The organism is Rhodococcus sp. IEGM 1307, from assembly GCF_030056915.1.
GTDB classification, from domain to species: Bacteria; Actinomycetota; Actinomycetes; order Mycobacteriales; family Mycobacteriaceae; genus Rhodococcus_F; species Rhodococcus_F opacus_D.
Map to the genome: position 1 here is coordinate 80,937 of NZ_JASHKW010000011.1, position 20,105 is coordinate 101,041.

Annotated in this window: 18 protein-coding genes; 10 read left to right on the forward strand and 8 right to left on the reverse strand. The window is 68.5% G+C overall.

The features are described 5' to 3' along the window. The first annotated feature begins 10 nt into the window (after positions 1 to 10). From QM841_RS21960 to QM841_RS21970, 3 genes are read left to right on the forward strand one after another with little or no spacing between them, the layout of a single operon-like run. Positions 11 to 4,912: an NAD-glutamate dehydrogenase gene (locus QM841_RS21960; RefSeq protein WP_283333569.1), complete on the forward strand. Its 4,902-nt coding sequence runs from the start codon at positions 11 to 13 to the stop codon at positions 4,910 to 4,912. Beyond that, entirely contained in the window at positions 4,909 to 5,334 is a 426-nt protein-coding gene (locus tag QM841_RS21965) for an acyl-CoA thioesterase (RefSeq protein ID WP_283333570.1), read from the forward strand. Before QM841_RS21960 ends, QM841_RS21965 begins: the two co-directional genes overlap by 4 nt. After that, positions 5,327 to 6,013 carry a DUF8010 domain-containing protein gene (locus QM841_RS21970; RefSeq protein WP_283333571.1) on the forward strand — a complete coding sequence of 229 codons (687 nt, stop codon included), beginning with the start codon at positions 5,327 to 5,329 and terminating at the stop codon, positions 6,011 to 6,013. Before QM841_RS21965 ends, QM841_RS21970 begins: the two co-directional genes overlap by 8 nt. Positions 6,014 to 6,020: 7 nt before the next feature. Here the strand turns inward: QM841_RS21970 and QM841_RS21975 are convergent, their stop codons facing one another. The 3 genes from QM841_RS21975 to QM841_RS21985 form a co-directional block, all read right to left on the reverse strand. Next, complete coding sequence (locus QM841_RS21975) at positions 6,021 to 6,932, reverse strand: DMT family transporter (RefSeq protein WP_283333572.1); 912 nt, start codon at positions 6,930 to 6,932, stop codon at positions 6,021 to 6,023. Then, entirely contained in the window at positions 6,920 to 8,515 is a 1,596-nt protein-coding gene (locus tag QM841_RS21980; protein ID WP_283333573.1) for a glycoside hydrolase family 13 protein, read from the reverse strand. The genes QM841_RS21975 and QM841_RS21980 overlap by 13 nt, the downstream gene beginning before the upstream one ends. Positions 8,516 to 8,582: 67 nt before the next feature. Next, positions 8,583 to 8,978, reverse strand: a complete 396-nt coding sequence (locus tag QM841_RS21985) for a globin (protein WP_029537133.1) — start codon at positions 8,976 to 8,978, stop codon at positions 8,583 to 8,585. A gap of 140 nt (positions 8,979 to 9,118) precedes the next feature. Here QM841_RS21985 and QM841_RS21990 point away from each other — a divergent pair, with 140 nt between their 5' ends. The 3 genes from QM841_RS21990 to QM841_RS22000 all read left to right on the forward strand — a co-directional run bounded on the left by QM841_RS21990 (position 9,119) and on the right by QM841_RS22000 (position 10,592). Next, positions 9,119 to 9,790: an HNH endonuclease gene (locus QM841_RS21990; protein WP_198602110.1), complete on the forward strand. Its 672-nt coding sequence runs from the start codon at positions 9,119 to 9,121 to the stop codon at positions 9,788 to 9,790. A 75-nt stretch (positions 9,791 to 9,865) separates the two neighbouring features. Further along, positions 9,866 to 10,126 carry an aa3-type cytochrome oxidase subunit CtaJ gene (gene ctaJ, locus QM841_RS21995; protein ID WP_005248217.1) on the forward strand — a complete coding sequence of 87 codons (261 nt, stop codon included), beginning with the start codon at positions 9,866 to 9,868 and terminating at the stop codon, positions 10,124 to 10,126. After that, entirely contained in the window at positions 10,113 to 10,592 is a 480-nt protein-coding gene (locus QM841_RS22000) for a DUF5130 family protein (protein ID WP_005264322.1), read from the forward strand. Before ctaJ ends, QM841_RS22000 begins: the two co-directional genes overlap by 14 nt. A 72-nt stretch (positions 10,593 to 10,664) precedes the next feature. Here QM841_RS22000 and QM841_RS22005 read toward each other — a convergent pair whose 3' ends face one another. After that, positions 10,665 to 10,970 carry an SRPBCC family protein gene (locus QM841_RS22005; RefSeq protein WP_283333674.1) on the reverse strand — a complete coding sequence of 102 codons (306 nt, stop codon included), beginning with the start codon at positions 10,968 to 10,970 and terminating at the stop codon, positions 10,665 to 10,667. Between QM841_RS22005 and dinB the strand changes: the two genes are divergently transcribed. Continuing rightward, positions 10,939 to 12,165: a DNA polymerase IV gene (gene dinB, locus QM841_RS22010; protein WP_283333574.1), complete on the forward strand. Its 1,227-nt coding sequence runs from the start codon at positions 10,939 to 10,941 to the stop codon at positions 12,163 to 12,165. The genes QM841_RS22005 and dinB overlap by 32 nt on opposite strands. Positions 12,166 to 12,186: 21 nt before the next feature. Here the strand turns inward: dinB and pepN are convergent, their stop codons facing one another. Together pepN and QM841_RS22020 are read right to left on the reverse strand one after the other, a co-directional pair. Then, entirely contained in the window at positions 12,187 to 14,790 is a 2,604-nt protein-coding gene (gene pepN / locus QM841_RS22015) for an aminopeptidase N (protein ID WP_283333575.1), read from the reverse strand. Between the two features lie 72 nt (positions 14,791 to 14,862). Then, a complete protein-coding gene (locus tag QM841_RS22020) occupies positions 14,863 to 16,098 on the reverse strand; it encodes an NAD(P)/FAD-dependent oxidoreductase (protein WP_283333576.1) in 1,236 nt (411 codons plus the stop codon). Between the two features lie 127 nt (positions 16,099 to 16,225). Between QM841_RS22020 and QM841_RS22025 the strand changes: the two genes are divergently transcribed. Continuing rightward, positions 16,226 to 16,855 carry a DsbA family protein gene (locus tag QM841_RS22025; RefSeq protein WP_283333577.1) on the forward strand — a complete coding sequence of 210 codons (630 nt, stop codon included), beginning with the start codon at positions 16,226 to 16,228 and terminating at the stop codon, positions 16,853 to 16,855. Between the two features lie 24 nt (positions 16,856 to 16,879). On the opposite strand, the gene QM841_RS22030 is transcribed toward QM841_RS22025, so the two are convergent. Beyond that, a complete protein-coding gene (locus QM841_RS22030) occupies positions 16,880 to 17,854 on the reverse strand; it encodes a M48 family metallopeptidase (protein WP_105417194.1) in 975 nt (324 codons plus the stop codon). Positions 17,855 to 17,921: 67 nt separating this feature from the next. Here QM841_RS22030 and QM841_RS22035 point away from each other — a divergent pair, with 67 nt between their 5' ends. After that, entirely contained in the window at positions 17,922 to 18,395 is a 474-nt protein-coding gene (locus QM841_RS22035) for a ribose-5-phosphate isomerase (RefSeq protein ID WP_283333578.1), read from the forward strand. A gap of 6 nt (positions 18,396 to 18,401) precedes the next feature. Continuing rightward, positions 18,402 to 19,199 (forward strand): Fpg/Nei family DNA glycosylase, encoded by a 798-nt coding sequence (locus tag QM841_RS22040; protein WP_283333579.1) that lies wholly within the window; start codon positions 18,402 to 18,404, stop codon positions 19,197 to 19,199. Positions 19,200 to 19,206: 7 nt separating this feature from the next. Here the strand turns inward: QM841_RS22040 and QM841_RS22045 are convergent, their stop codons facing one another. Continuing rightward, complete coding sequence (locus tag QM841_RS22045; protein WP_009474078.1) at positions 19,207 to 20,025, reverse strand: hypothetical protein; 819 nt, start codon at positions 20,023 to 20,025, stop codon at positions 19,207 to 19,209. Positions 20,026 to 20,105: the final 80 nt, after the last annotated feature.

Sequence of the window (20,105 nt, forward strand, 5' to 3'; positions counted from 1 at the left end):
GTGAGCCCCGATGACGGAATCGGCAGCACTGAAAGATGCGGAGTGGGCGCGGAATCTGCCCGAAGGTCTCCGGTCTCAGGTGCCGACTCTCGCAGCCGTGTATTTCCGTCACGTCGATCGCGGTGACAGCGAGAGCGCCGTCAACGGCGCCTCCGGGGCCGTGCTCGGCGCACATCTGACACTTGCCCTGCATCGTCCGCCGGAGCGCGCGGTCACCCGGGTCTACCGCCCGGGTGACGGGCGCGAACTCGGTGCGTCCCTGCAGATCGTGACGGACGACATGCCGCTGCTCGTCGAATCGATCACCGCGCTGCTGAACCGCCTGGGCATCGGGATCAGCGAATTCGTGCATCCCATCGTCTCGGTCCGGCGCGATCCGATCGGTGCGCTGCGCGGAATCCTCATGGGAGACAAGGCCAAGGATGCCGACGAGGGCAGCCTCGCCGAGTCGTGGATTCACGTCCAACTCGATCCACGTGCCGACTCCGCGGTTCTCGACACACTCGAGAAGGAAGTGGGCACCGTCCTCGCCGACGTGCGCCAGGTGGTCCGGGACACCGACATCATGCGCAAGCTCGAGCGGACACTCGCCGACGAACTCGAGACGTCCACACCGTGTCCCGGCGTGTCGAAGGACGACCTGGAGGACTGTGCCGATCTGCTGCGGTGGATGTCGCAGGGCAACTATGCGGCCCTCGGCTACCGCCGCTTCGAACTGGGGGAGCCGGACAGTTCCGGCGCCCGCAGCCTGCAGGTGGTGCCGGGCAGCGGTCTCGGACTGCTGCGCTCCGACACGGTCACCGAAGGCCCGCTGAGTCTGCCGCCGGCCGCCGAGATCCCCGACCGTCCCCTGCTCGTGCTCACGCAGGGCTCGTTCCCCGCGACCGTGCACCGCTCGGTCTACCCGTTCTTCGTCGGCGTGAGCATTCTCGACGAGAACGGCAACATCACCGGTGAGCACCGGTTCCTCGGGGTCTTCACGGTCACGGCGCTGCACGAGAACGTCCTCGACATTCCCGTGATCGCTCGCCGGGTGCGCAAGGTGATCGACCGTGCGGGGTTCCAGTTGAACTCGTATTCGGGGCAGGCGATGCTGGAGGTCATCCAGTCGTTCCCGCGTACCGAGCTGTTCTCGAGCGACGCCGACACACTGTTCGACACGGTGACCGCCGTGCACAGCATCGGGCTCCGGCGTCAGGTGCGTCTGTTCGTGCGCGAGGATTTCCTCGGGCGATTCGTCTCCTGCCTGATCTATCTGCCCCGCGACCGGTACACCACCCGGGTCCGGCTCGCGATGCAGGACATCCTGCTGCGGGAATTCGGCGGCGGCACTTTGGAATACACCGCGCGCGTCACCGAGTCCGACCTGGCGTTGCTGCACGTGACGATCCGCAAGAGCGCCGAACAGATGGGGTCGCGGCTCGACCTCTCGGACGCCGACCGCGAACGGGTCCAGGCCATGCTGGCCGAGGCGAGCCGCAGCTGGGACGACCATCTCGGCGACCTCCTCCCGGTGACCACAGGTGTGGATCCCGTTCTGGCGCAGCGTTATGCCGCCGTCCTGCCCGAGGGGTACAAGGAGGATTTCGACGCCACACGCGCGTTGTCGGATCTCGCGAGGCTGGAGGCGCTCGAAGACGGTTCCATCGATCTGCTGCTCTACCGCGATCCCGGGGCGGAGGTCGGGCACTGGCGATTCACCCTGTACGTGGGCGGGGACGGTATTTCGCTGAGCCAGGTGCTTCCGGTGCTACAGAGCCTGGGTGTGGAGGTGCTCGACGAACGGCCCTATCTGATTCCGCGGCCGGACGGGTTGACGTGCTGGATCTACGATTTCGGGTTGTCGGTGCCCGCGGAGTTGCTCCGCTCCTCGGTGGAGGACGACCTGGATGCCGAACTCGCGGCCGAGGAGGCGTCCGCTGCCGCACCGAAGCTTCAGGAACGGTTCACGGATGCCTTCACCGCGGTCTGGTTCGGGCGGGCGGAGGCCGACCGGTTCAACGAGCTGATCCTGCGGGCGGGAGTGTCGTGGCGGCAGGCCGTGATCCTGCGGACGTATGCAAAGTACCTGCGTCAGGCGGGTTTTCCGTACAGTCAGTTCCACATCGAGGGGGTTGCGCTGGCGAATCCCCGTTCGGCGTACACACTCGTCGAGTTGTTCGAGGCGATGTTCGATCCGGAGACGCCCTCACCCGATCTGGTGTCCGAACTCGACACCCGTCTGCGGGAGTACATCGACGCCGTGGTCAGCCTCGACGCGGACCGCATCCTGCGCGGTTTGTTCGGGCTGATCAAGTCGACGCTGCGCACCAACTATTTCGTCGTCGGCGAGACCGGGGAGCCGCCCACGTACCTGTCGATCAAGCTCGATCCGACGTCGATCCAGGAACTGCCGAAGCCCCGCCCGAAGTACGAGATCTTCGTGTACTCACCCGACGTCGAGGGTGTGCACCTGCGGTTCGGGTCCGTCGCCCGCGGCGGGCTGCGCTGGTCGGACCGGCGTGAGGATTTCCGCACCGAGATCCTGGGGTTGGCGAAGGCCCAAGCCGTGAAGAACGCGGTGATCGTCCCGGTCGGTGCAAAGGGCGGCTTCGTCGTCAAGAATCCGCCGACACCCTCGGGGGACGCGGCGACCGACCGCGCCGCCGCTCTCGAGGCGGGCCAGGACTGCTACCGCACCTTCATCTGCGGGCTCCTGGACCTCACCGACAACGTCGATCAGGTGTCGGGGGAGATCGTGCCCCCGGCCCGGGTGGTGCGGCGCGACGGCGACGACCGGTATCTCGTCGTGGCCGCGGACAAGGGCACCGCGAAATTCTCCGACCTCGCCAATTCTGTTGCGGAGCAGTACAAATTCTGGCTCGGCGACGCGTTCGCGTCGGGCGGGTCGGCCGGGTACGACCACAAGGGGATGGGCATCACCGCGCGCGGTGCCTGGGAGAGCGTGAAACGGCACTTCCGGGAAATGGGGGTCGACACCCAGACCCAGGACTTCGCCGCGGTCGGTGTCGGCGACATGAGCGGCGACGTGTTCGGAAACGGCATGCTCCTGAGCCGGCACATCCGGCTGGTGGCGGCGTTCGACCACCGGCACATCTTCCTCGACCCCGATCCGGACCCCGCCAGGTCCTTCGCGGAGCGGTCCCGGATGTTCGCGCTGCCCCGGTCGTCGTGGGCCGACTACGACACCAGCATCATCAGCGGGGGCGGGGGAGTGTGGGACCGGACCCGCAAATCGGTCCCGATCAGTGCCGCCGCGCGTGCCGCGCTCGGACTCGACGACGCCGTTACTGAACTCTCCCCGCCGGAACTGGTCCGGGCGATCCTGCGTGCCCCGGTGGATCTGCTGTGGAACGGCGGCATCGGCACGTACGTCAAGGCGTCCACCGAGACCAACGCGATGGTGGGCGACAAGAGCAACGACTCCGTGCGCGTCGACGGCAACGAGGTGCGGGCGAAGGTGGTCGGCGAGGGCGGCAACCTCGGGGTGACGGCGCTCGGCCGGATCGAGTACAGCCAGAACGGCGGCCGGATCAACACCGACGCCATCGACAACTCCGCGGGCGTCGACTGCTCCGATCACGAGGTGAACATCAAGATCCTGCTGGACTCGCTGGTGAGCAGCGGCGGACTGCCGCGGGAGGAACGCAATCCGCTGCTGGCGTCGATGACCGACGAGGTCGCCCAACTCGTGCTCGCGAACAACATCGCGCAGAACAATCTCCTCGGTGTCTCCCGGACCAGCGCGGCACCGATGCTGAGCGTGCATCGCCGGCAGATCGAGCACCTGGCGTCGCGTCGCGGACTCGACCGGAAGCTCGAGGCCCTGCCCACCGACGAGGAGATCGCCCGACGCAGGCAGGCCGGACAGGGACTGACGTCTCCGGAACTCGCGACCCTCACCGCGCACGTGAAGCTCACGCTCAAGGACGACCTCCTCGCGACGGACCTGCCCGACAGCGAGACGTTCGCGCCGCGGCTGCCGCGGTACTTCCCGACGGTGTTGCGCAAGCGGTTCCGCACGGCGATCAAGGCGCATCCTCTGCGCAGGCAGATCGTGGCGACGATGCTCGCGAACGAGACCATCGACAACGGCGGCATCACGTTCGCGTACCGGTTGGCGGACGAGGCGGGTGCGAGCAGCACCGACGCCATCCGCGCCTACGCGGCGGTCACCGAGATCTTTGCCCTGCCCGAGCTGTGGTCGAGGATCCGGTCGGCGGACATCGCGGCGGACATCGAGGACGACCTGATTCTCGAGTCCGGCCGGGTTCTCGACCGCGCGTCCCGCTGGTTCCTGACCAATCGGCCTCAGCCCCTCGCCGTGGGCGCCGAGATCGCCCGGTACTCGGCCGACTTCCGTGCACTCTCGCCGAGGGTGCCGCAGCTCGTGCGGGGGCATCAGCTCGCCGACGTGGAGGCGCGGGCGCGGCCGCTCGTCGTCCGCGGCGCGCCCGAGGACCTCGCGTTCGAGGTGTTCCGGCTTCTGGACAAGTTCTGTCTGCTCGACATCAGCGACATCGCCGACATCGCCGAACGCGACATCGACGAGGTCGCCGAGCTGTACTACGAGCTTGACGCGCACCTCGGCATCGACTGGCTGCTGAGCGCCGTGTCCACTCTCGCGCGGGGTGACCGCTGGCATTCGCTGGCCCGCCTCGCGTTGCGCGACGACCTCTACAGTTCGCTGCGTCAGCTCACGATGGAGGTGCTCCTGGGTGGTGAACCTCACGAGACGCCGCAGGAGAAGATCGACGACTGGGAGTCGACGAACGCGTCCCGGCTGGCCAGGGCGAGGTCCGCTCTCACCGAAATATTCGAGTCTGGGACCCTTGATCTCGCGACGCTCTCGGTGGCGGCGCGTCAGGTACGCAGCATGGTGCGAGGTATGGGCACCCGATCGGAGGTATGACGTTGAGAGAGGGTTTTCACGCGGAGGTCGAAGTTCGATGGTCGGACATGGACGTCTTCCAGCACATCAACCACGCACGGATGGTGACGTTGCTGGAGGAGGCGCGGATTCCCTGGCTGTTCGAGGACGACCGTCCGACCGTCACGTTGCGTGACGGCGCGGTCATCGCGGACCTCCATGTGCGCTACCGCGGGCAACTCCGGCACAGCGATTCACCGCTCGACGTCCTGATGTGGGTGGAAAAGGTGCGCGCCGTCGATTTCACGATCAACTACGAGGTACGCCCGAAGGGCGTCGACGTTTCGGTCGCGCCGTCCATCATCGCGTCGACGCAGATCGCGGCGTTCGACATCGACACCCAGCGCCTGCGCAGAATCACCGACGTCGAGCGGGCGTACCTGGAGAGCTGGCAGCGTGTATGAGCGCGTCCTGTCGATCCCGGACGCCACGGAGCGCGGTGATCTCGCCACGTTCCTCACCCGGGTGGTCCGGTTGGACGAGTCGACGGTGGTGCGTCTGCGTCAACGCGGACCCGGCCGGCTGACGATCTGGGCGGCGACCGGTTTCGACGCGCTGGCGGTGCGCACGGTCGCGGGGACCATCACCCCCGACGACACGTCGGCTGCCGGCGACCAACTGCTCGCCGCTCTCGAAGCCGCGACCGCAGCCGACATCGATCCGGGGTTCTCGATGGATTCGGCGTGGCGGGGCGCGCTGCCTCCGACGGAGGGCTTCGTTCACGTCGACGACGTCCCGGCGCGTGTCCTCGTCGACCTCGCGCAGCGCGGTGCGGCCCTGGCGCAGGAGCACGGCAGCGGCCACGGCCCGCCCGCATCGCTCCTCGACCAGGAAGTCCTGCAGGTGGCGGGCTCGGAGCACACGGTCGGCATCCCGATGCGGGTGGTGTTTGCTCTCACCGCGATGGGGTTCGTTCCGCACGCGGGCTCGGATCGGCTGACCGCCGACATCGACCTCGAGCGCATCGACGCCTCCGAACTGGTCCGGGTGCGTGCCACCGCGTCGTGGCTGCGGGTGGACGCCCGGTTCGGGTCGATCTACCGGCACCGCGGTGGGGGGATTGCGTTGTCGGTCGCGCGGTAGCGCGCCGTCAGCCGGACCGCAGCGTGCTGGTGGCCAGCACGGCGAGCGACGCGACGACGGCCGCCATGCCCAGCCCCGCGACCAGGGTCAGCTGCTCGCCGAGCACCGCGGTCCCGAGCAGTGCCGCGACCACCGGTTCGGTGAGGGTCAGCGTCGCGACCGTCGCGGGTGGCAGCCGCCGCAGACCGGCGGCGAACAGGAGATACGCCAGCACGGTCGGGACGATCGCCAGATACACGGCGGCCGCAGCGCCCGCTCCGGTGTCGAGGCCGCCGGGCCAGGTCGCGACGAGCACGGGGATCAGGAACAGTCCACCGAGACCGAACATCTGCCCCATCGCCGCCTCGGGGCTCGCACCCGCTGCGAGCAGAGACGACCCGGCAACCGTGTAGGCGGCGTATCCGAGACCGGCGATCAGCGCAGGCAGTGCACCCGCGAGGATCCCGGACGAGTCGGAGCCGCCGGTCGTGCCCGCCACGATCAACGCCATGCCGGCGACGGCGATGACGGTGGACACGGCCCACACCGGGCCGGGGCGGTGCCGGTGCACCGCCCATTGCAGCGCGCCGGTGAACGCGGGTCCCGATCCCAGCGCGATCATGGTTCCTGCGGCCACCCCGGCGCTCTGCACGCCAGTGAAGAATCCGAGTTGGTACGCCGCGACCCCGATCCCGCCCCACACGGCGGACGCATAGCGGCGAATCCCGGAGCCGTCACCGAACCCGAGTCCGCCGCGCAGCGCCGCGAACGCCGCGAGGAGCGCGCCCGCGGCCACGACCCGGGCCGAGCCGACGGCCAGCGGGTCGAGGTCGTATCCGAGGGAGCGGGATGCGAGGGCCTGCGCGGTTCCCGTGGTGGCGAACAGGATCGATGCGGCGACGACCGCCGCAACTGCGGGAGTGCGGGTCAGATGAGCCACGCAGCCGCGTTCGGTGGGAGCTGCCCCTCGACGAGCGGCGCGCTGCTGAGCAGCACCTCACCGGGTGGCAGCGAGATCGGCGCGTCGGTGGCGTTGAGGGCGCAGATCAGCCCGCCGCGCCTGCGGAAGGCGAAGCAGCCCGCGGGGCTCCCGTACCAGTCGACCCCGGGACCGGAGAACTCCGGACGCAGCGAGCGCAGTTCGAGTGCGGCCCGGTACAGCGACAGCGTCGACGTGACGTCCTCGAGTTGCGCCTCGACGGTGAGGTCCGCCCACTCGGGGGGCATCGGCAGCCAGGGCTCGCCGGTGCTGAACCCGAACGGTGGTTCGGTGCCCTCCCACGGCACGGGCACCCGGCAGCCGTCGCGGCCGCGTTCGGTGTGACCGGACCGTTCCCACACCGGATCCTGCAACGCCGAATCGGGGAGGTCGACGTTGGGCAGGCCGAGTTCGGCACCGTTGTACAGGAACGCCGCACCCGGCAACGCCAGTTCGACGAGGATCATGGCCCGGGCGCGTGCCGTGCCGATCTCGCCGCCGCCGTACCGGGTGACTTCCCGTTCGACGTCGTGGTTCGACAGGGTCCAGGTGGGTGTCCCGCCCACCTGGTCGACGGCGGTCAGGGAGTTCTCGATCGCCTCCCGCACCGTCTCCGCCGAGAACTCGGCCTCGGCCAGCCGGAAGTTGAACCCGAGGTGCAGTTCGTCGGGCCGGATGTACTCGCCGAAGCGTTCGTTGTCGCGAACCCAGATCTCCCCGACGGCCATCGTGCCCGGGTACTCGTCGAGCACCTTGCGGATGCCGCGGTGGATGTCGTGGACCGCGGGGTTGTCGAACCGCGGATCGTCATCCGAGTTCTGCAGCAGTTCGTTGGCGGACCAGTCGTGGTCCGGCAGACCTTCCGGCTTGGCCATGCCGTGCGCGACGTCGATGCGGAATCCGTCGACGCCCCGGTCCAGCCAGAACCGGAGCGTCTTCGTGAGATCGTCGACGACCTCCGGGTTGTCCCAGTTCAGGTCGGGCTGCTCCGCCGCGAAGATGTGCAGATACCACTGGCCGGGCTTGCCGTCGGCCTCGGTGATCCGCGTCCACGCCGGCCCGCCGAAGATGCTCGGCCAGTTGTTGGGCGGCTCCGCGCCGTCCTCACCGCGACCGTCGCGGAAGATGTACCGGTCCCGTTCGGGACTGCCGGGCGGCGACGCCAGGGCGGCGCGGAACCATTCGTGCTCGACGCTGGTGTGATTGGGCACCAGATCCATCGTCACCTTGATCTGCCGCGCGTGCGCGGCCTCGATCAACTCGTCCATGGTCGCGAGGTCACCGAACAGCGGGTCGATGTCACGGGGATCGGACACGTCGTAACCGTGATCGGCCATGGGGGAGCGCATGACCGGGCTCAGCCAGAGGGCGTCGACACCGAGCAGTTCGAGGTATCCCAGCTTGTCCCGCACTCCGTGGAGGTCGCCGACACCGTCACCGTTCGCGTCGGCGAACGAGCGGGGATAGATCTGGTAGAAGACGGCGTCGGACCACCAGGGTGCCGGCTGCGTGTCGTCGGCGGACGTTTCGGCGGGAGTGCTCACAAACGCCCATCGTGCCAAACGATCGCCCGCACCACGACTCGACCGGCGTAATCGGCGCGGGGCGGTTTCAGAAGGCGGAGTTCACCATCGACGCGGCGGCCATGTCCATGTACTCGGTGAGAGCCTTGCGGTGGGCGTCGTCGAGGGTGCCGGAGTCGATCGACGCGATGGCCGTGTGCATGCACCGCAGCCAGGCGTCCCGCTCGATCGGGCCGATCTTGAACGGCTGGTGACGCAGCCGCAGTCGTGGGTGGCCGCGCTCGTCCGAATAGGTGTGCGGTCCGCCCCAGTACTGCTCGAGGAACATCCGCATCCGGCGCTCGGCCGGACCCAGATCTTCCTCGGGGTAGAGGGGTCGCACGATGTCGTCCTTGGCGACTTCCTCGTAGAAGCGCGCGGTGAGTTTGCGGAACGTCTCCGCTCCGCCCACCGCCTCGTAGAAGGTCTGCTGCACGTCAGTCATGGCGCCTTCCATTGTGCACGTGCGGGCGCGAACGGTCTTCGTCACCGTCTGTTCACCGAATGTCCTGCATTTTTGTCGGAAATGGACGTGCACGAGCTGGCAATTCATGGTGCACTTGGTGGCAATCTCCCGGAGGTCGCATGAAGAATCGACACAGCGCCCGCGCGCACCGACAACTCGTGCCCACTGATGCCCGGAGTGCCGGGGTTTCAGGGGCGTTTGCTTTACAAGTGATCACCGAAGGCTCCGCGCACAGCGCAGAGCCTTCTTTCCCGGGCGAGAATGCGGTTCCGCTCTGGATCAAGCGCCGGGTGCTTCTTCTGAATGTCACCTACGAGCCGCTCACCGCCCTTCCTGCCCGCCGCGCCGTGGTGTTGATGACCTGCGGTAAGGCCGATACCGTCCACGAGGATCCCCAGGCCCCGGTCGTCCACTCCGAGCAGTGGGCCGTGCAGGTGCCGTCCGTGATCCGCCTCCGGAACTATGTGCGCGTGCCGTATCGCGCCCGCGTTCCGATGACCCGCGCAGCCCTCATGCACCGGGACCGGTTCCGATGCGCCTATTGCGGCGCCAAGGCCGAGACCGTCGATCACGTGGTTCCCCGCAGTCGCGGCGGCGAGCATTCGTGGGAGAACTGCGTGGCCTGCTGCGCACCCTGCAACCACCGCAAAGCGGACAAGTTGCTGAGCGAACTCGGCTGGACGCTCCGGGCGTCTCTGGTGCCTCCGTCGGGGCCGCACTGGCGACTCCTGGCGTCCACCAAGGACCTGCACCCGTCGTGGATGCCCTACCTCGGTGAAGGTGCCGCCTGAGCGTTCCGCGCGTCCCCTTCGCGAAGTTCGGCCCTGACGCTTCCCCTCGCACGGTTCTGGGCTACCGTTTGCGTTGTGAGCATTCTCGAGACAGTGCTGATATTCGTAGGAATTCCGGCGTTGATCACCGCCTTCTTCGCGGGGATGTCGTTCGTCGGCAAGAAGACGCCGGGCCCCGTGCCGCCCGCGTTCCACCTCGGTGAGGAATGGACGCACGCGCCGGTGCTGTGGAGCGCCGTCGACGAGGTGACCACGCACGGTCATCACGGCGGACACCACGGCGCGCACGCCGGTTCGGCAGACCTGATTGGAGGCTCGGCAAGTGGCAAGTGGTGACCTGATTCCCGCGTCCGCGGTATCCGCGGACAATCTGCCTGTCGGCAGCGTCGTGACCTCCAGTGGTCGCATCTCGGGCGTGCACCGTGTCGGTGAGCCGTTCACCGACGACCTGCCGTTCACGACGGACGAACTCGTCCGCCTCGACGATGCCCTCACCGAAGGCACCCGCAAGACGAAGGTGCGCTTCAACGCGTACATCGGTGACCTCGGCGCCGACACCGCAGCCGGCGCCGACGCGCTGTTCCCGACGACGCCCGAGGCGGAACGGTCCGTGCTCATCGCGGTCTCGCCCAACCAGCGGACGGTCGAGATCCGCAGCGGCCGGGCCGTGGCCAACCGGGTCACCGACCGGGTCGCCCAGCTCGGTGCCACCGCCGCCGTGTCCTCGTTCGGCGACGGCGACCTCATCGACGGTCTCGTGAGTGCCATCCGCGTGATGAGCGCGGCAATCGCCTCGCCGTAAACCTGCACAGATCAGCGTCCGCGCGGCCCGATCCGGCTCAGTCCTCCTGAACCGGATCGGGCCGTCGGTGTCTCACCGGGTGCCGACGACGCGGTCGCCGCTCTCGAGCGTCCGCCGGACGGCGTCGATGCCGAGTTCCATCATCCGCGCGGTCCAGTCCGCGAGACTCGCGGGCAGGATGTCCGCGATCCAGACGAACACGGTCGCGCCGTTGCCGTCGTCGCTGACCTGGGCGGACGCATGGTGATGCCGGTAGGGGCCGTCGACGATCGACCAGGCCGGTCGGCGCGCGTCTTCGTCGCACGAGACGAGACGCTCCCGGACTGTCGGTGGTCGATGCGAACATATGTTCGTGTCCGATTCGCCGCGCCCGCGCATCTCGAGTGGCGCCGAGGCGACCATCCTGCACGCCGACCTCGATGCGTTCTACGCCTCGGTGGAGCAGCGGGACGACCCCGGTCTGCGGGGTCGTCCGGTGATCGTCGGCGGCGGCGTCGTGCTGGCAGCGAGCTACGAGGCGAAGGCGTACGGGGTGCGCACGGCCAGCAGCGGTGCGCAGGCGCTGCGCCTGTGCCCGCACGCCGTCGTGGTGCGGCCACGGATGTCGGCGTACGCGGCCGCGAGCAAGGCGGTATTCGAGGTCTTCGGCCGGACGACGCCCCTGGTCGAGGGACTGTCGATCGACGAGGCCTTCCTCGACGTCGCCGGTCTCCGCAAGATCGCGGGCGCACCGGTCGACATCGCGGCACGCCTGCGCCGCGACGTGCGGGAGCAGGTGGGGCTGCCGATCACGGTCGGGGTCGCGCGAACGAAGTTCCTCGCCAAGGTCGCCAGCGCAGTGGGCAAACCCGACGGCCTGTTGCACGTGCCGCCGGACCGCGAGATCGAGTTCCTCCATCCGCTGCCGGTCGAACGGCTGTGGGGTGTCGGGGCGGTGACGTCGGTCAAGCTCCGCGACGCCGGGATCGGCACCGTCGGCCAGCTCGCCCACTATCCCGAAGAGCTGCTCGTGTCCATCGTCGGACCCGCGGCGGGCCACCACCTCCACGCGCTCGCCTGGGCACGCGACCCGCGGCCCGTGCAGGTGGGGCGCAGGCGGAGATCCGTCGGCGCGCAGCACGCCCTGGGGCGCAGACCGAAGTCGAGGGAGGACGTGGACGCCGCTCTGGTGACGTTGGTCGACCGGGTGGCGGGCAGGCTGCGCCGCGGCAAGCGGGTGGGGCGCACGGTGGTGCTCCGGCTGCGGTTCGACGACTTCACCCGGGTCACGCGTTCGCACACTCTCGCGCAGCCGTCGGCTCAGACGCAGACGATCCTCACTACGGCCCGGGGCCTGCTGAGCACCGCGTGGCCGATGATCGAATCCAAGGGCATCACCCTGGTGGGGATCGCGGTCGCCAACCTCGAGGACGACTGCCCGCAACAGCTCGCCCTGCCCTTCGACCCGTACACGAGCAGTTCCCTCGACAGCACACTCGACAGCCTCCGCGACCGCTTCGGCTCCTCGGCGGTCACCCGCGCGGTGCTGCTGGGCCGGGATCAGGGTGTGAGTGTGCCGATCCTGCCGGACTAGGCCGGCAGGATCGGCCACCGATCAGCTCGCGTCGAACTTCCGGGCCGCGAGCGACCGGACGATGCCGGCCCGGCCCTCGACCACCAGGCGGCGCAGTGCCGGGGGATGGTCGCCGGCCAGGAACTCGTCGGCTGCCGCCACGGACTCCTCGCTGATCGACCACGACGGGTACAGGCCCACGACGACGGTCTGCGCGACCTCGCTCGAACGCCGCTCCCACACCGCGGGGATGTCCGCGAAGTAGCGGGTCACGTACGGTGCGAGGATCTCGGACTGCCCGTGACCGGCGAAAGCGCCGATGATCGAGCGGGCGGTGATGTTCGGCACGGAATCGTCGCCGACCACCCGGTTCCAGGCCTGTTCCTTCACCGCGGCCTGCGGGCGGACGGTGGCCGCCGCGGCGGCGTTGCGAGCGCCAGCCGCGGTGGGATCGCGTTCGGCTTCGGCGTCGATGAACGGCGTCTCGATGCCCTCGGCGTCGATCTCACCGGCCCCGGCGAGCGCGGTGACGAGACGCCAGCGCAGGTCCGTGTCGACGACGAGGCCCGGCAGCCCGACCGTTTCGGGTGCGGCGTCGAGCAGTTCCTGCAGGACCTCGGTGTGCCATGCCGACAGCTGCGCGCCCGCCAGCGCGTTGACGAACGCCAGCTGGTGATCCGAACTCGACTCGGCTTCCCGTGCCAGTTCGAGGAGCCGGTTCGCGAAGTCCGGCCAGCCGTGTTCCTTGGCCCACTCGGGTTCGGCGTAGCTGTGCAGCGCGGTCTGGGCCTGCATCAGCAGTCGCTGGACGACGCCGACCTCGGTTTCGGCACCGATGCCGCGCTGCACGAGGGCGACGAAGTCTCGCGCCTTGAGTTCGGCCTGACGCGTCATCTCCCAGGCCGCCGACCACACCAGGGTGCGGGGGAGCGGCTCGTCGATGTCGCCGATCCGGTCGATGGCGGTGGCAAGCGAGTCGGGATCGAGCCGCAGCGAGCAGTACGTGAGGTCGTCGTCGTTGACGAGGATCAGCTGCCCGCGTTCGACACCGACGAGGTCGGTGACGTCGGTGCGTTCGGTGGCGTCGAGGTCGAGTTCCACCCGCTTCGTGCGCACGAGCTTGCCGCCCCGGTCGTCGTACACGCCGACGGCGATGCGGTGCACCCGTCGCTCACCGGCACCGGGTGCGGCGCCGGACTGCAGAACGGCGAACCGGGTGAACTTGCCGTCCGCGTCGACGTCGAATTCGGGACGCAGGATGTTGAGCCCGGTGGTCTTGAGCCACTGGGCTCCCCAGTCGGACAGGTCGCGGCCCGAAGACTTCTCGAGTGCACCGAGGAGGTCGTCGAACGTGGCGTTGTCGAAGGCGTGGTCGCGGAAGTAGTCCCGCAGGCCGGACAGGAAGGGGTCGAGCCCGACGTACGCGACGAGCTGCTTGAGGACGGAGGCGCCCTTCGCGTACGTGATGCCGTCGAAGTTCACCTCGACCGCGGCGAGGTCCGGGATGTCGGCGGCGATGGGGTGGGTGGACGGCAGCTGATCCTGCCGGTACGCCCAGGACTTCTCGACGTTGGCGAACGTGGTCCAGGCGTTGGTGTATTCGGTGGCCTCGCTCTGGCAGAGCACGGAGGCGAACGTCGCGAAGGACTCGTTGAGCCACAGGTCGTCCCACCAGCGCATGGTGACGAGGTCGCCGAACCACATGTGCGCCATCTCGTGCAGCACGGTCTCGGCGCGCCGCTCGTACGACGCCCGGGTCACCTTGGACCGGAAGACGTAGTCCTCGAGGAACGTCACGGCGCCGGCGTTCTCCATTGCGCCCGCATTGAATTCGGGAACGAACAGCTGGTCGTACTTCCCGAACGCGTAGGGGGTGCCGAAATTGCGGTGGTAGAACGCGAAGCCCTGCTTGGTTTCCGTGAACAGGCGCTCGGAATCCATGTGTTTCCCGAGCGAGGCGCGGCAGTAGATCGCGAGGGGAATGTCGCCGTGCTCGTCGGAGTAGTTGTCGGTCCACTCCGCGTACGGGCCGGCGATGAGCGCGACGAGGTAGGTGCTCATCTTCGGTGTGGTGCGGAAGATGTGACGGCCGGGTTCCGGCGCCACCGTCTCGACGGTCGCGGAGTTGGAGATCACCTTCCAGTCGGCGGGGGACGTGACGTGCACGTCGAACGTCGCCTTCAGGTCGGGCTGGTCGAAGCAGGCGAACATGCGCTTGGCGTCGGCGGTCTCGAACTGCGAGTACAGGTACACCGCGTCGTCGGTCGGGTCCACGAAGCGGTGTAGCCCTTCACCGGTGTGCGAGTACGCGCAGTCGGCCTCGACCACCAGTTCGTTGCGTTCCGCGAGATCGGTGAGTGTGATGCCGGTGGACTCGTCGTAGTTCGACACGTCGACGGGGGAGCCGTTCAGCGTGGCCGAATGCACACGGGCCGCGACGATGTCGACGAACGTGGACGCGCCGGGGGTGGCCCCGAACGTGACGGTGGTGCGAGAGGAGAACGTCTCGACTCCGGGCTGGATTGTCGTCTCGACTCCGGGCTGACCTGTCCCGTCGGTGAGGTCGAGTTCGATCAGGTAGTTGTCGACGGTCAGCAGTCCGGCTCGTTCGGCTGCCTGTTCGCGGGTCAGGTTCGGTGGGGCCACAGAGGTCTCCTCGTGATCGGCGGCGGTGCTCGTACTCGATGCTGCCATCCCATCACGAGTGGGAGCGGGGTGTTAACCGGACAGGTCGGTCAACGGCACCCCGGGGTCGGCCAAGCGGTCGGGATCGACCGGGGCGGACGAGGACACCAGTTGCTTGATCTGATCGGTGACATCCCAGATGTTGACGTTCATGCCGGCGAGGACGTGGTTGTCCGCGTCGAGCCAGAAGGCCAGGAACTCGCGTGCGGCGAAATCGCCACGCACGACCACCCGGTCGTACGAATCGTGCGGGGCGTACCCCACGTACTCCATGCCCAGATCGAACTGGTCGGTGAAGAAGTAGGGCAGGTTCCCGTATTCGGCCGCGTGCCCGAGCATGGTGGCGGCGGCCACGGACGGCTGGTTGAGCGCATTAGCCCAGTGCTCGACCCGGATTCGGGTGCCGAGCTGCGGATGCCACTGCGCGGCGATATCGCCCACCGCGACGACGTCGGGGTCGCTGGTCTGCAACCCGGCGTCGACGAGAACGCCGCCGTCGACGTCGAGTCCGGCCCGCTCCGCGATCTCGATATTGGGTGCCGCGCCGACGGCGACGAGGACGGCGTCGGCGGGAAGGACGGTGCTGTCGCCCAGCCGAACCCCGGTGGCCTTGCCGTCGTCGACGACGATTTCCTCGACCGTGGCGCCGAGGTGCAGTTGAACGCCGTGCTCGCGGTGGAGTTCGGCGAAGACCGAGCCGATCTCGGGGCCGAGGGAGCCGAGCAGCGGAACTTCGGCGGCTTCCACCACCGTCACGTCGGCGCCCTTCTCCCGTGCGGAGGCCCCCACCTCGAGGCCGATCCAGCCGGCGCCGATCACCACGAGTCGTCGGCCACCGGCGACCGCCTCGATGAGCTTGTCCGATTCGTCGATGGTGCGGAGGTAGTGGACGCCCTCGGCGTCGGACCCGGAGATCGGTGGGCGGCGCGAGCGCGAACCGGTCGCGAGGGCGAGCTTGTCGTAGCCCAGGGTGGAACCGTCCGGCAGCGTCACGGTGTGGGCGGTGAGGTCGAGGGCGGTGGCGGTGGTGCCGAGCCGCAGATCCACGTGATGGTCGCGGTACCAGTCGCCGTGATGGACGGTGAAGTCGCCGAGAGCCTTCTTGCCTGCGAAGTGTTCCTTCGACAGCGGAGGTCGCTCGTAGGGAAGATGTTCCTCCTCCGACAGGAGGATGATCGAACCGTCGAAATCCTTGTCACGCAATGCTTCTGCCGTTTTTGCTCCGGCGAGGCCGCCGCCGACGACGACGAACGTGCGAGTGGAGGACATGTGAGGATGCTCCCTTCCGGTCGACCACTCTCGACCCTACTGCCGCGAGCCGGGTCTCCGGGAAGGATTCCCGGCAGGGAGGTGTTGACTGGACGGGAATGTGTACATCACCGAGAAGGAGCATCACGTGAGTGCTGGGACGAACGCCGGGACCGCCAAGGACGTCGCTGATTTCTGGTTCGACCCACTGTGCCCGTGGTGCTGGATCACGTCGCGATGGATCCTCGAGGCCACGCAGGTGCGCGACCTGCAGGCGAACTTCCATGTGATGAGCCTGGCCGTTCTCAACGAGGGTCGGGATCTGCCGGAGGAATACCGCGAGCTCATGACCAAGGCGTGGGGGCCGGTGCGGGTGCTGATCGCGGCCGCGCAGAAGCACGGTGACGAGATCCTGCTGCCGCTGTACACGGCGATGGGCACGCTCATCCACAACGAGGGCAACAAGGACTTCGGCGACGTGATCGTCAAGTCGCTCGCCGAGGTCGGGCTGCCGGCCGAACTGGCCGAGGCCGCCGAATCGGAGGAGTACGACGCCGCACTGCGCGAGAGTCACGCCGCAGGCATGGATGCCGTCGGACCGGACGTCGGAACCCCGACGATCCACGTCAACGGTGTCGCGTTCTTCGGCCCGGTCCTGTCGCGCATTCCCCGCGGCGAGGACGCGGGGAAGGTGTGGGACGGTGCGGTCGCACTGGCCGGCTACCCGCACTTCTTCGAGCTCAAGCGCACCCGGACCGAGGACCCCCAGTTCGACTGAGCCCCGCCCCGATCCTGGGCACGGTCACCGAGTGACGGGCCCGGCCGGGTCGGCCGCGTACTGCAGTTGCTGCGGATCGCGGTAGATCTGGCCGGGTTTCACGAACAGGTGACCGTGCCGGGTCCTGTTCCGCAGGGCGGCGGCACGCCAGGTGAGCACCGGATGTCCCGACAGCAGATTCACGAACCACGGGAAGAACCCGCGTTCGGTGGTGGCCCGGTCGGCGAGTTCGTCGAATCCGACGATGCTCACGAGATATTTGCCGGCGCCGAGAACGCCCATCGCGCCGCGGGCGCCCTGGGGCCGGACGCAGTAGCCGTGGTTGTCCGCGGTGTATTCCATCGAACGGAACAGCGCCGACCCGACGACGGGAATGTAGTTGGCGGCGAACTGTCCCAGTTGCCGCCAGTAGGAGGCGTGGCCGGCCGCGATGTGACCGACCTCGTGGCCGATGATGAAGGCGAGGGCATCGGGCTCGCGGGCCTCGCCGCCGATCTCGAACAGATCGCTGTACACCACGACGAACCGGCGGAAGCCGTGTCCGGACGCGAACGCGTTGATCCGGCCGTTCCCGAGCACGACGTACGCGTCGGGTGGTTCGGTCATCCCGAACCGTGCGGCCGCCTCGGCCACCATCCGGTACCCGTCGGGGAACTGGGTGGGTGTCATCTTGATCCCGTTCACCTGCTGCGAGCCGTAGAGCTGGCCGCGGCCGACGGCGATGAGGATCGGCGCGACCAGCACGATGAGCACCCACGTGGACACCACGCCGAGGAAGAGCGCCGCGATCGCCGCCACGTAGGCGACGACGGTGAGAACGATGGCCACCACGAGCAGCGGGATCTCCCACGAGTGCCGGGCGGGCCGGTCGTTCGGCATGAGGCCCGGCAACGGGACCGGAGGATTCCATCCCGTCCCGACGCCCCACTGGTGCTGCGCGGAGACCGGCCGATGTCCCGGATACGACTGTCCCCAGTTCTGTCCGTTGTCGGGATACATGCTGATCACGATAAGCGTCCCGGGCCCCTGACACGATTCGCGACGACGCCTGACAGAATCACCAGTCATGCGCGTATACCTGGGTGCCGACCATGCCGGATTCGAACGTAAGAACGAGATCATCGAACACCTGAAGGCCGCGGGCCACGAGACCGTCGACTGCGGCGCTCACGTCTACGACGCCCTCGACGACTACCCCGCCTTCTGCATCGAGACGGCCCGTCGTGTCGTCGCCGACGAGGGCAGCCTCGGCATCGTGCTGGGCGGCAGCGGCAACGGTGAGCAGATCGCCGCGAACAAGGTGAAGGGTGCGCGGTGTGCCCTGGCGTGGAGCGTCGAGACCGCGCAGCTGGCCCGCCAGCACAACAAGGCTCAGCTGATCGGCCTCGGCGGGCGCATGCACTCCCTCGAGGAGTCCCTCGCGATCGTGGACGCGTTCCTCGCCGCCGAGTGGTCGAACGAGGAGCGCCACCAGCGCCGCATCGACATCCTGTCCGAGTTCGAGAAGACCGGCGTCGCCCCCGCCCTGCCCGAGGCCTGATCGCCCTTGCCCGAAGGTCACACCCTGCACCGGCTGGCCCGGCTACACCAACGCCGGTTCGCCGGTGCGCCGGTGCGGGTGCTGAGCCCGCAGGGCAGATTTTCCGAGGACGCGGCGCTCGTCGACGGCCGCGTTCTCGTCAGGTCCGAGGCCTGGGGTAAACACCTGTGGCATCACTACGAGTCGGGACTGGTCGTGCACGTCCACCTGGGACTGTACGGAGCGTTCACGGAATCGGCCGTACCGATGGAACCGCCGGTCGGGCAGGTCAGGATGCGGATGGTCGGCGCCGAATTCGGCACCGACCTCCGCGGTCCGACGGCCTGCGAGGTTCTCCATCCGCCGCAGGTCGCCGCCATCGAGGCGCGGCTGGGGCCGGACCCGCTCCGCACGGACGCCGACCCCGACAAGGCGTGGAAGCGCATCTCGGCGTCGAAGACCCCGATCGGGGCACTGCTGATGGATCAGGCCGTGATCGCCGGCATCGGCAACGTGTACCGGGCGGAGGTCCTGTTCCGGCACGGCATCAACCCCGACAGGCCCGGCCGTGCGCTGTCCCGTGCCGAGTGGGACGCGCTGTGGGCCGACCTCGTCGCCCTGATGAAGGTCGGGGTCCGCCGCGGCAAGATGCACGTCGTCCGTCCCGAGGACGATCACGGCGATCCGGCGTATGCCAAGGACCGTCCCCGGACGTACGTCTACCGGCGGGCGGGATCACCGTGCCGGATCTGCGGCACCCCGGTCACCCACTCGGTCATGAAGGGCCGCAACCTCTTCTGGTGCCCGAGCTGCCAGCCCTCCTGACGGCCGGCTAGAAGTCGAACCCGCCGCCGAAGTCGAACCCGCCGCCGTCTCCGCCGCCGCCGAAGTCGAATCCGCCGCCGTCGCCACCGGCGTCCCCGCCCATGTCGCCGCCGCCGTCTGCGCCTGCGTCACCGCCGTCGCCACCGCCGTCCGCACCCGCGTCACCGGTGTCCTGGGACGCGTCGCCCGCTCCGCTCTCGAAGCCCTGCGCGTCGTACCCCACTCCGGCCATCCCCGAGAACATCGCCGAGAACAGGAACATCGAGCCCAGGCCCCACGCGCCTGCGACGAGAGCGGGCTTCCACCACGGCTCCGAGTACCAGCCGGCGGGAACCGGGCGTCCCGCGACACGGCCACCGGGGTAGTAGTTCGGGGTCTTCGACGACGGGTTCGGCGACGCCGCGACCTGCCGCCCCTCGAACTCGACCTCACGGTCCTCGGTGACCGCTCCCGCGGACTTCTGGCCGTCGATCGACGGAATCTCCGGGCCGGGGTCCATGCCCATGGCCGTCCGGGCGGCGCGGATGTAGTAGAGACCCTCGAGCGCCGTCTGCTTGGCGAGACGCGCCTGGACGGGCGTCGTGGCCTGATCGATCTGGGAGCCCGCCGCGGTGTACCGCTCGGACGCGTCGGCGAGTGCCTGCTGCGAGGCGGTGTCGGACCCGGTGAGGCTGTACACCTGTCCGCCGAGCCGTTCGATGGCCTGGCGAGCGTCCGCCTTGGCGTCCTCGAGCTGGTTCGCGGTCTGCCCGGCGCGGTTGTTGCGGCTCCTCACCACCAGGAAGGCGACCGCCGCCACGATCACGAGAATGAGTAGCAGTTCCACGGTGGGCCTCCGGAGTTCTCGCGGACCGCCGGCTGCGGGGCTGCAACATCCACGAGTAGGGGACAAATCAGACATCTCCC

Bases quoted from the DNA above. Each gene is read 5' to 3' on its own strand.
- QM841_RS21960 (WP_283333569.1), top strand. From the start codon at position 11: ATGACGGAATCGGCAGCACTGAAAGATGCGGAGTGGGCGCGGAATCTG.
- QM841_RS21965 (WP_283333570.1), top strand. From the start codon at position 4,909: ATGACGTTGAGAGAGGGTTTTCACGCGGAGGTCGAAGTTCGATGGTCG.
- QM841_RS21985 (WP_029537133.1), bottom strand. From the start codon at position 8,978: ATGACTGACGTGCAGCAGACCTTCTACGAGGCGGTGGGCGGAGCGGAG.
- QM841_RS21990 (WP_198602110.1), top strand. From the start codon at position 9,119: ATGAAGAATCGACACAGCGCCCGCGCGCACCGACAACTCGTGCCCACT.
- dinB (WP_283333574.1), top strand. From the start codon at position 10,939: ATGTTCGTGTCCGATTCGCCGCGCCCGCGCATCTCGAGTGGCGCCGAG.
- QM841_RS22005 (WP_283333674.1), bottom strand. From the start codon at position 10,970: ATGCGCGGGCGCGGCGAATCGGACACGAACATATGTTCGCATCGACCA.
- QM841_RS22020 (WP_283333576.1), bottom strand. From the start codon at position 16,098: ATGTCCTCCACTCGCACGTTCGTCGTCGTCGGCGGCGGCCTCGCCGGA.
- QM841_RS22030 (WP_105417194.1), bottom strand. From the start codon at position 17,854: ATGTATCCCGACAACGGACAGAACTGGGGACAGTCGTATCCGGGACAT.
- QM841_RS22035 (WP_283333578.1), top strand. From the start codon at position 17,922: ATGCGCGTATACCTGGGTGCCGACCATGCCGGATTCGAACGTAAGAAC.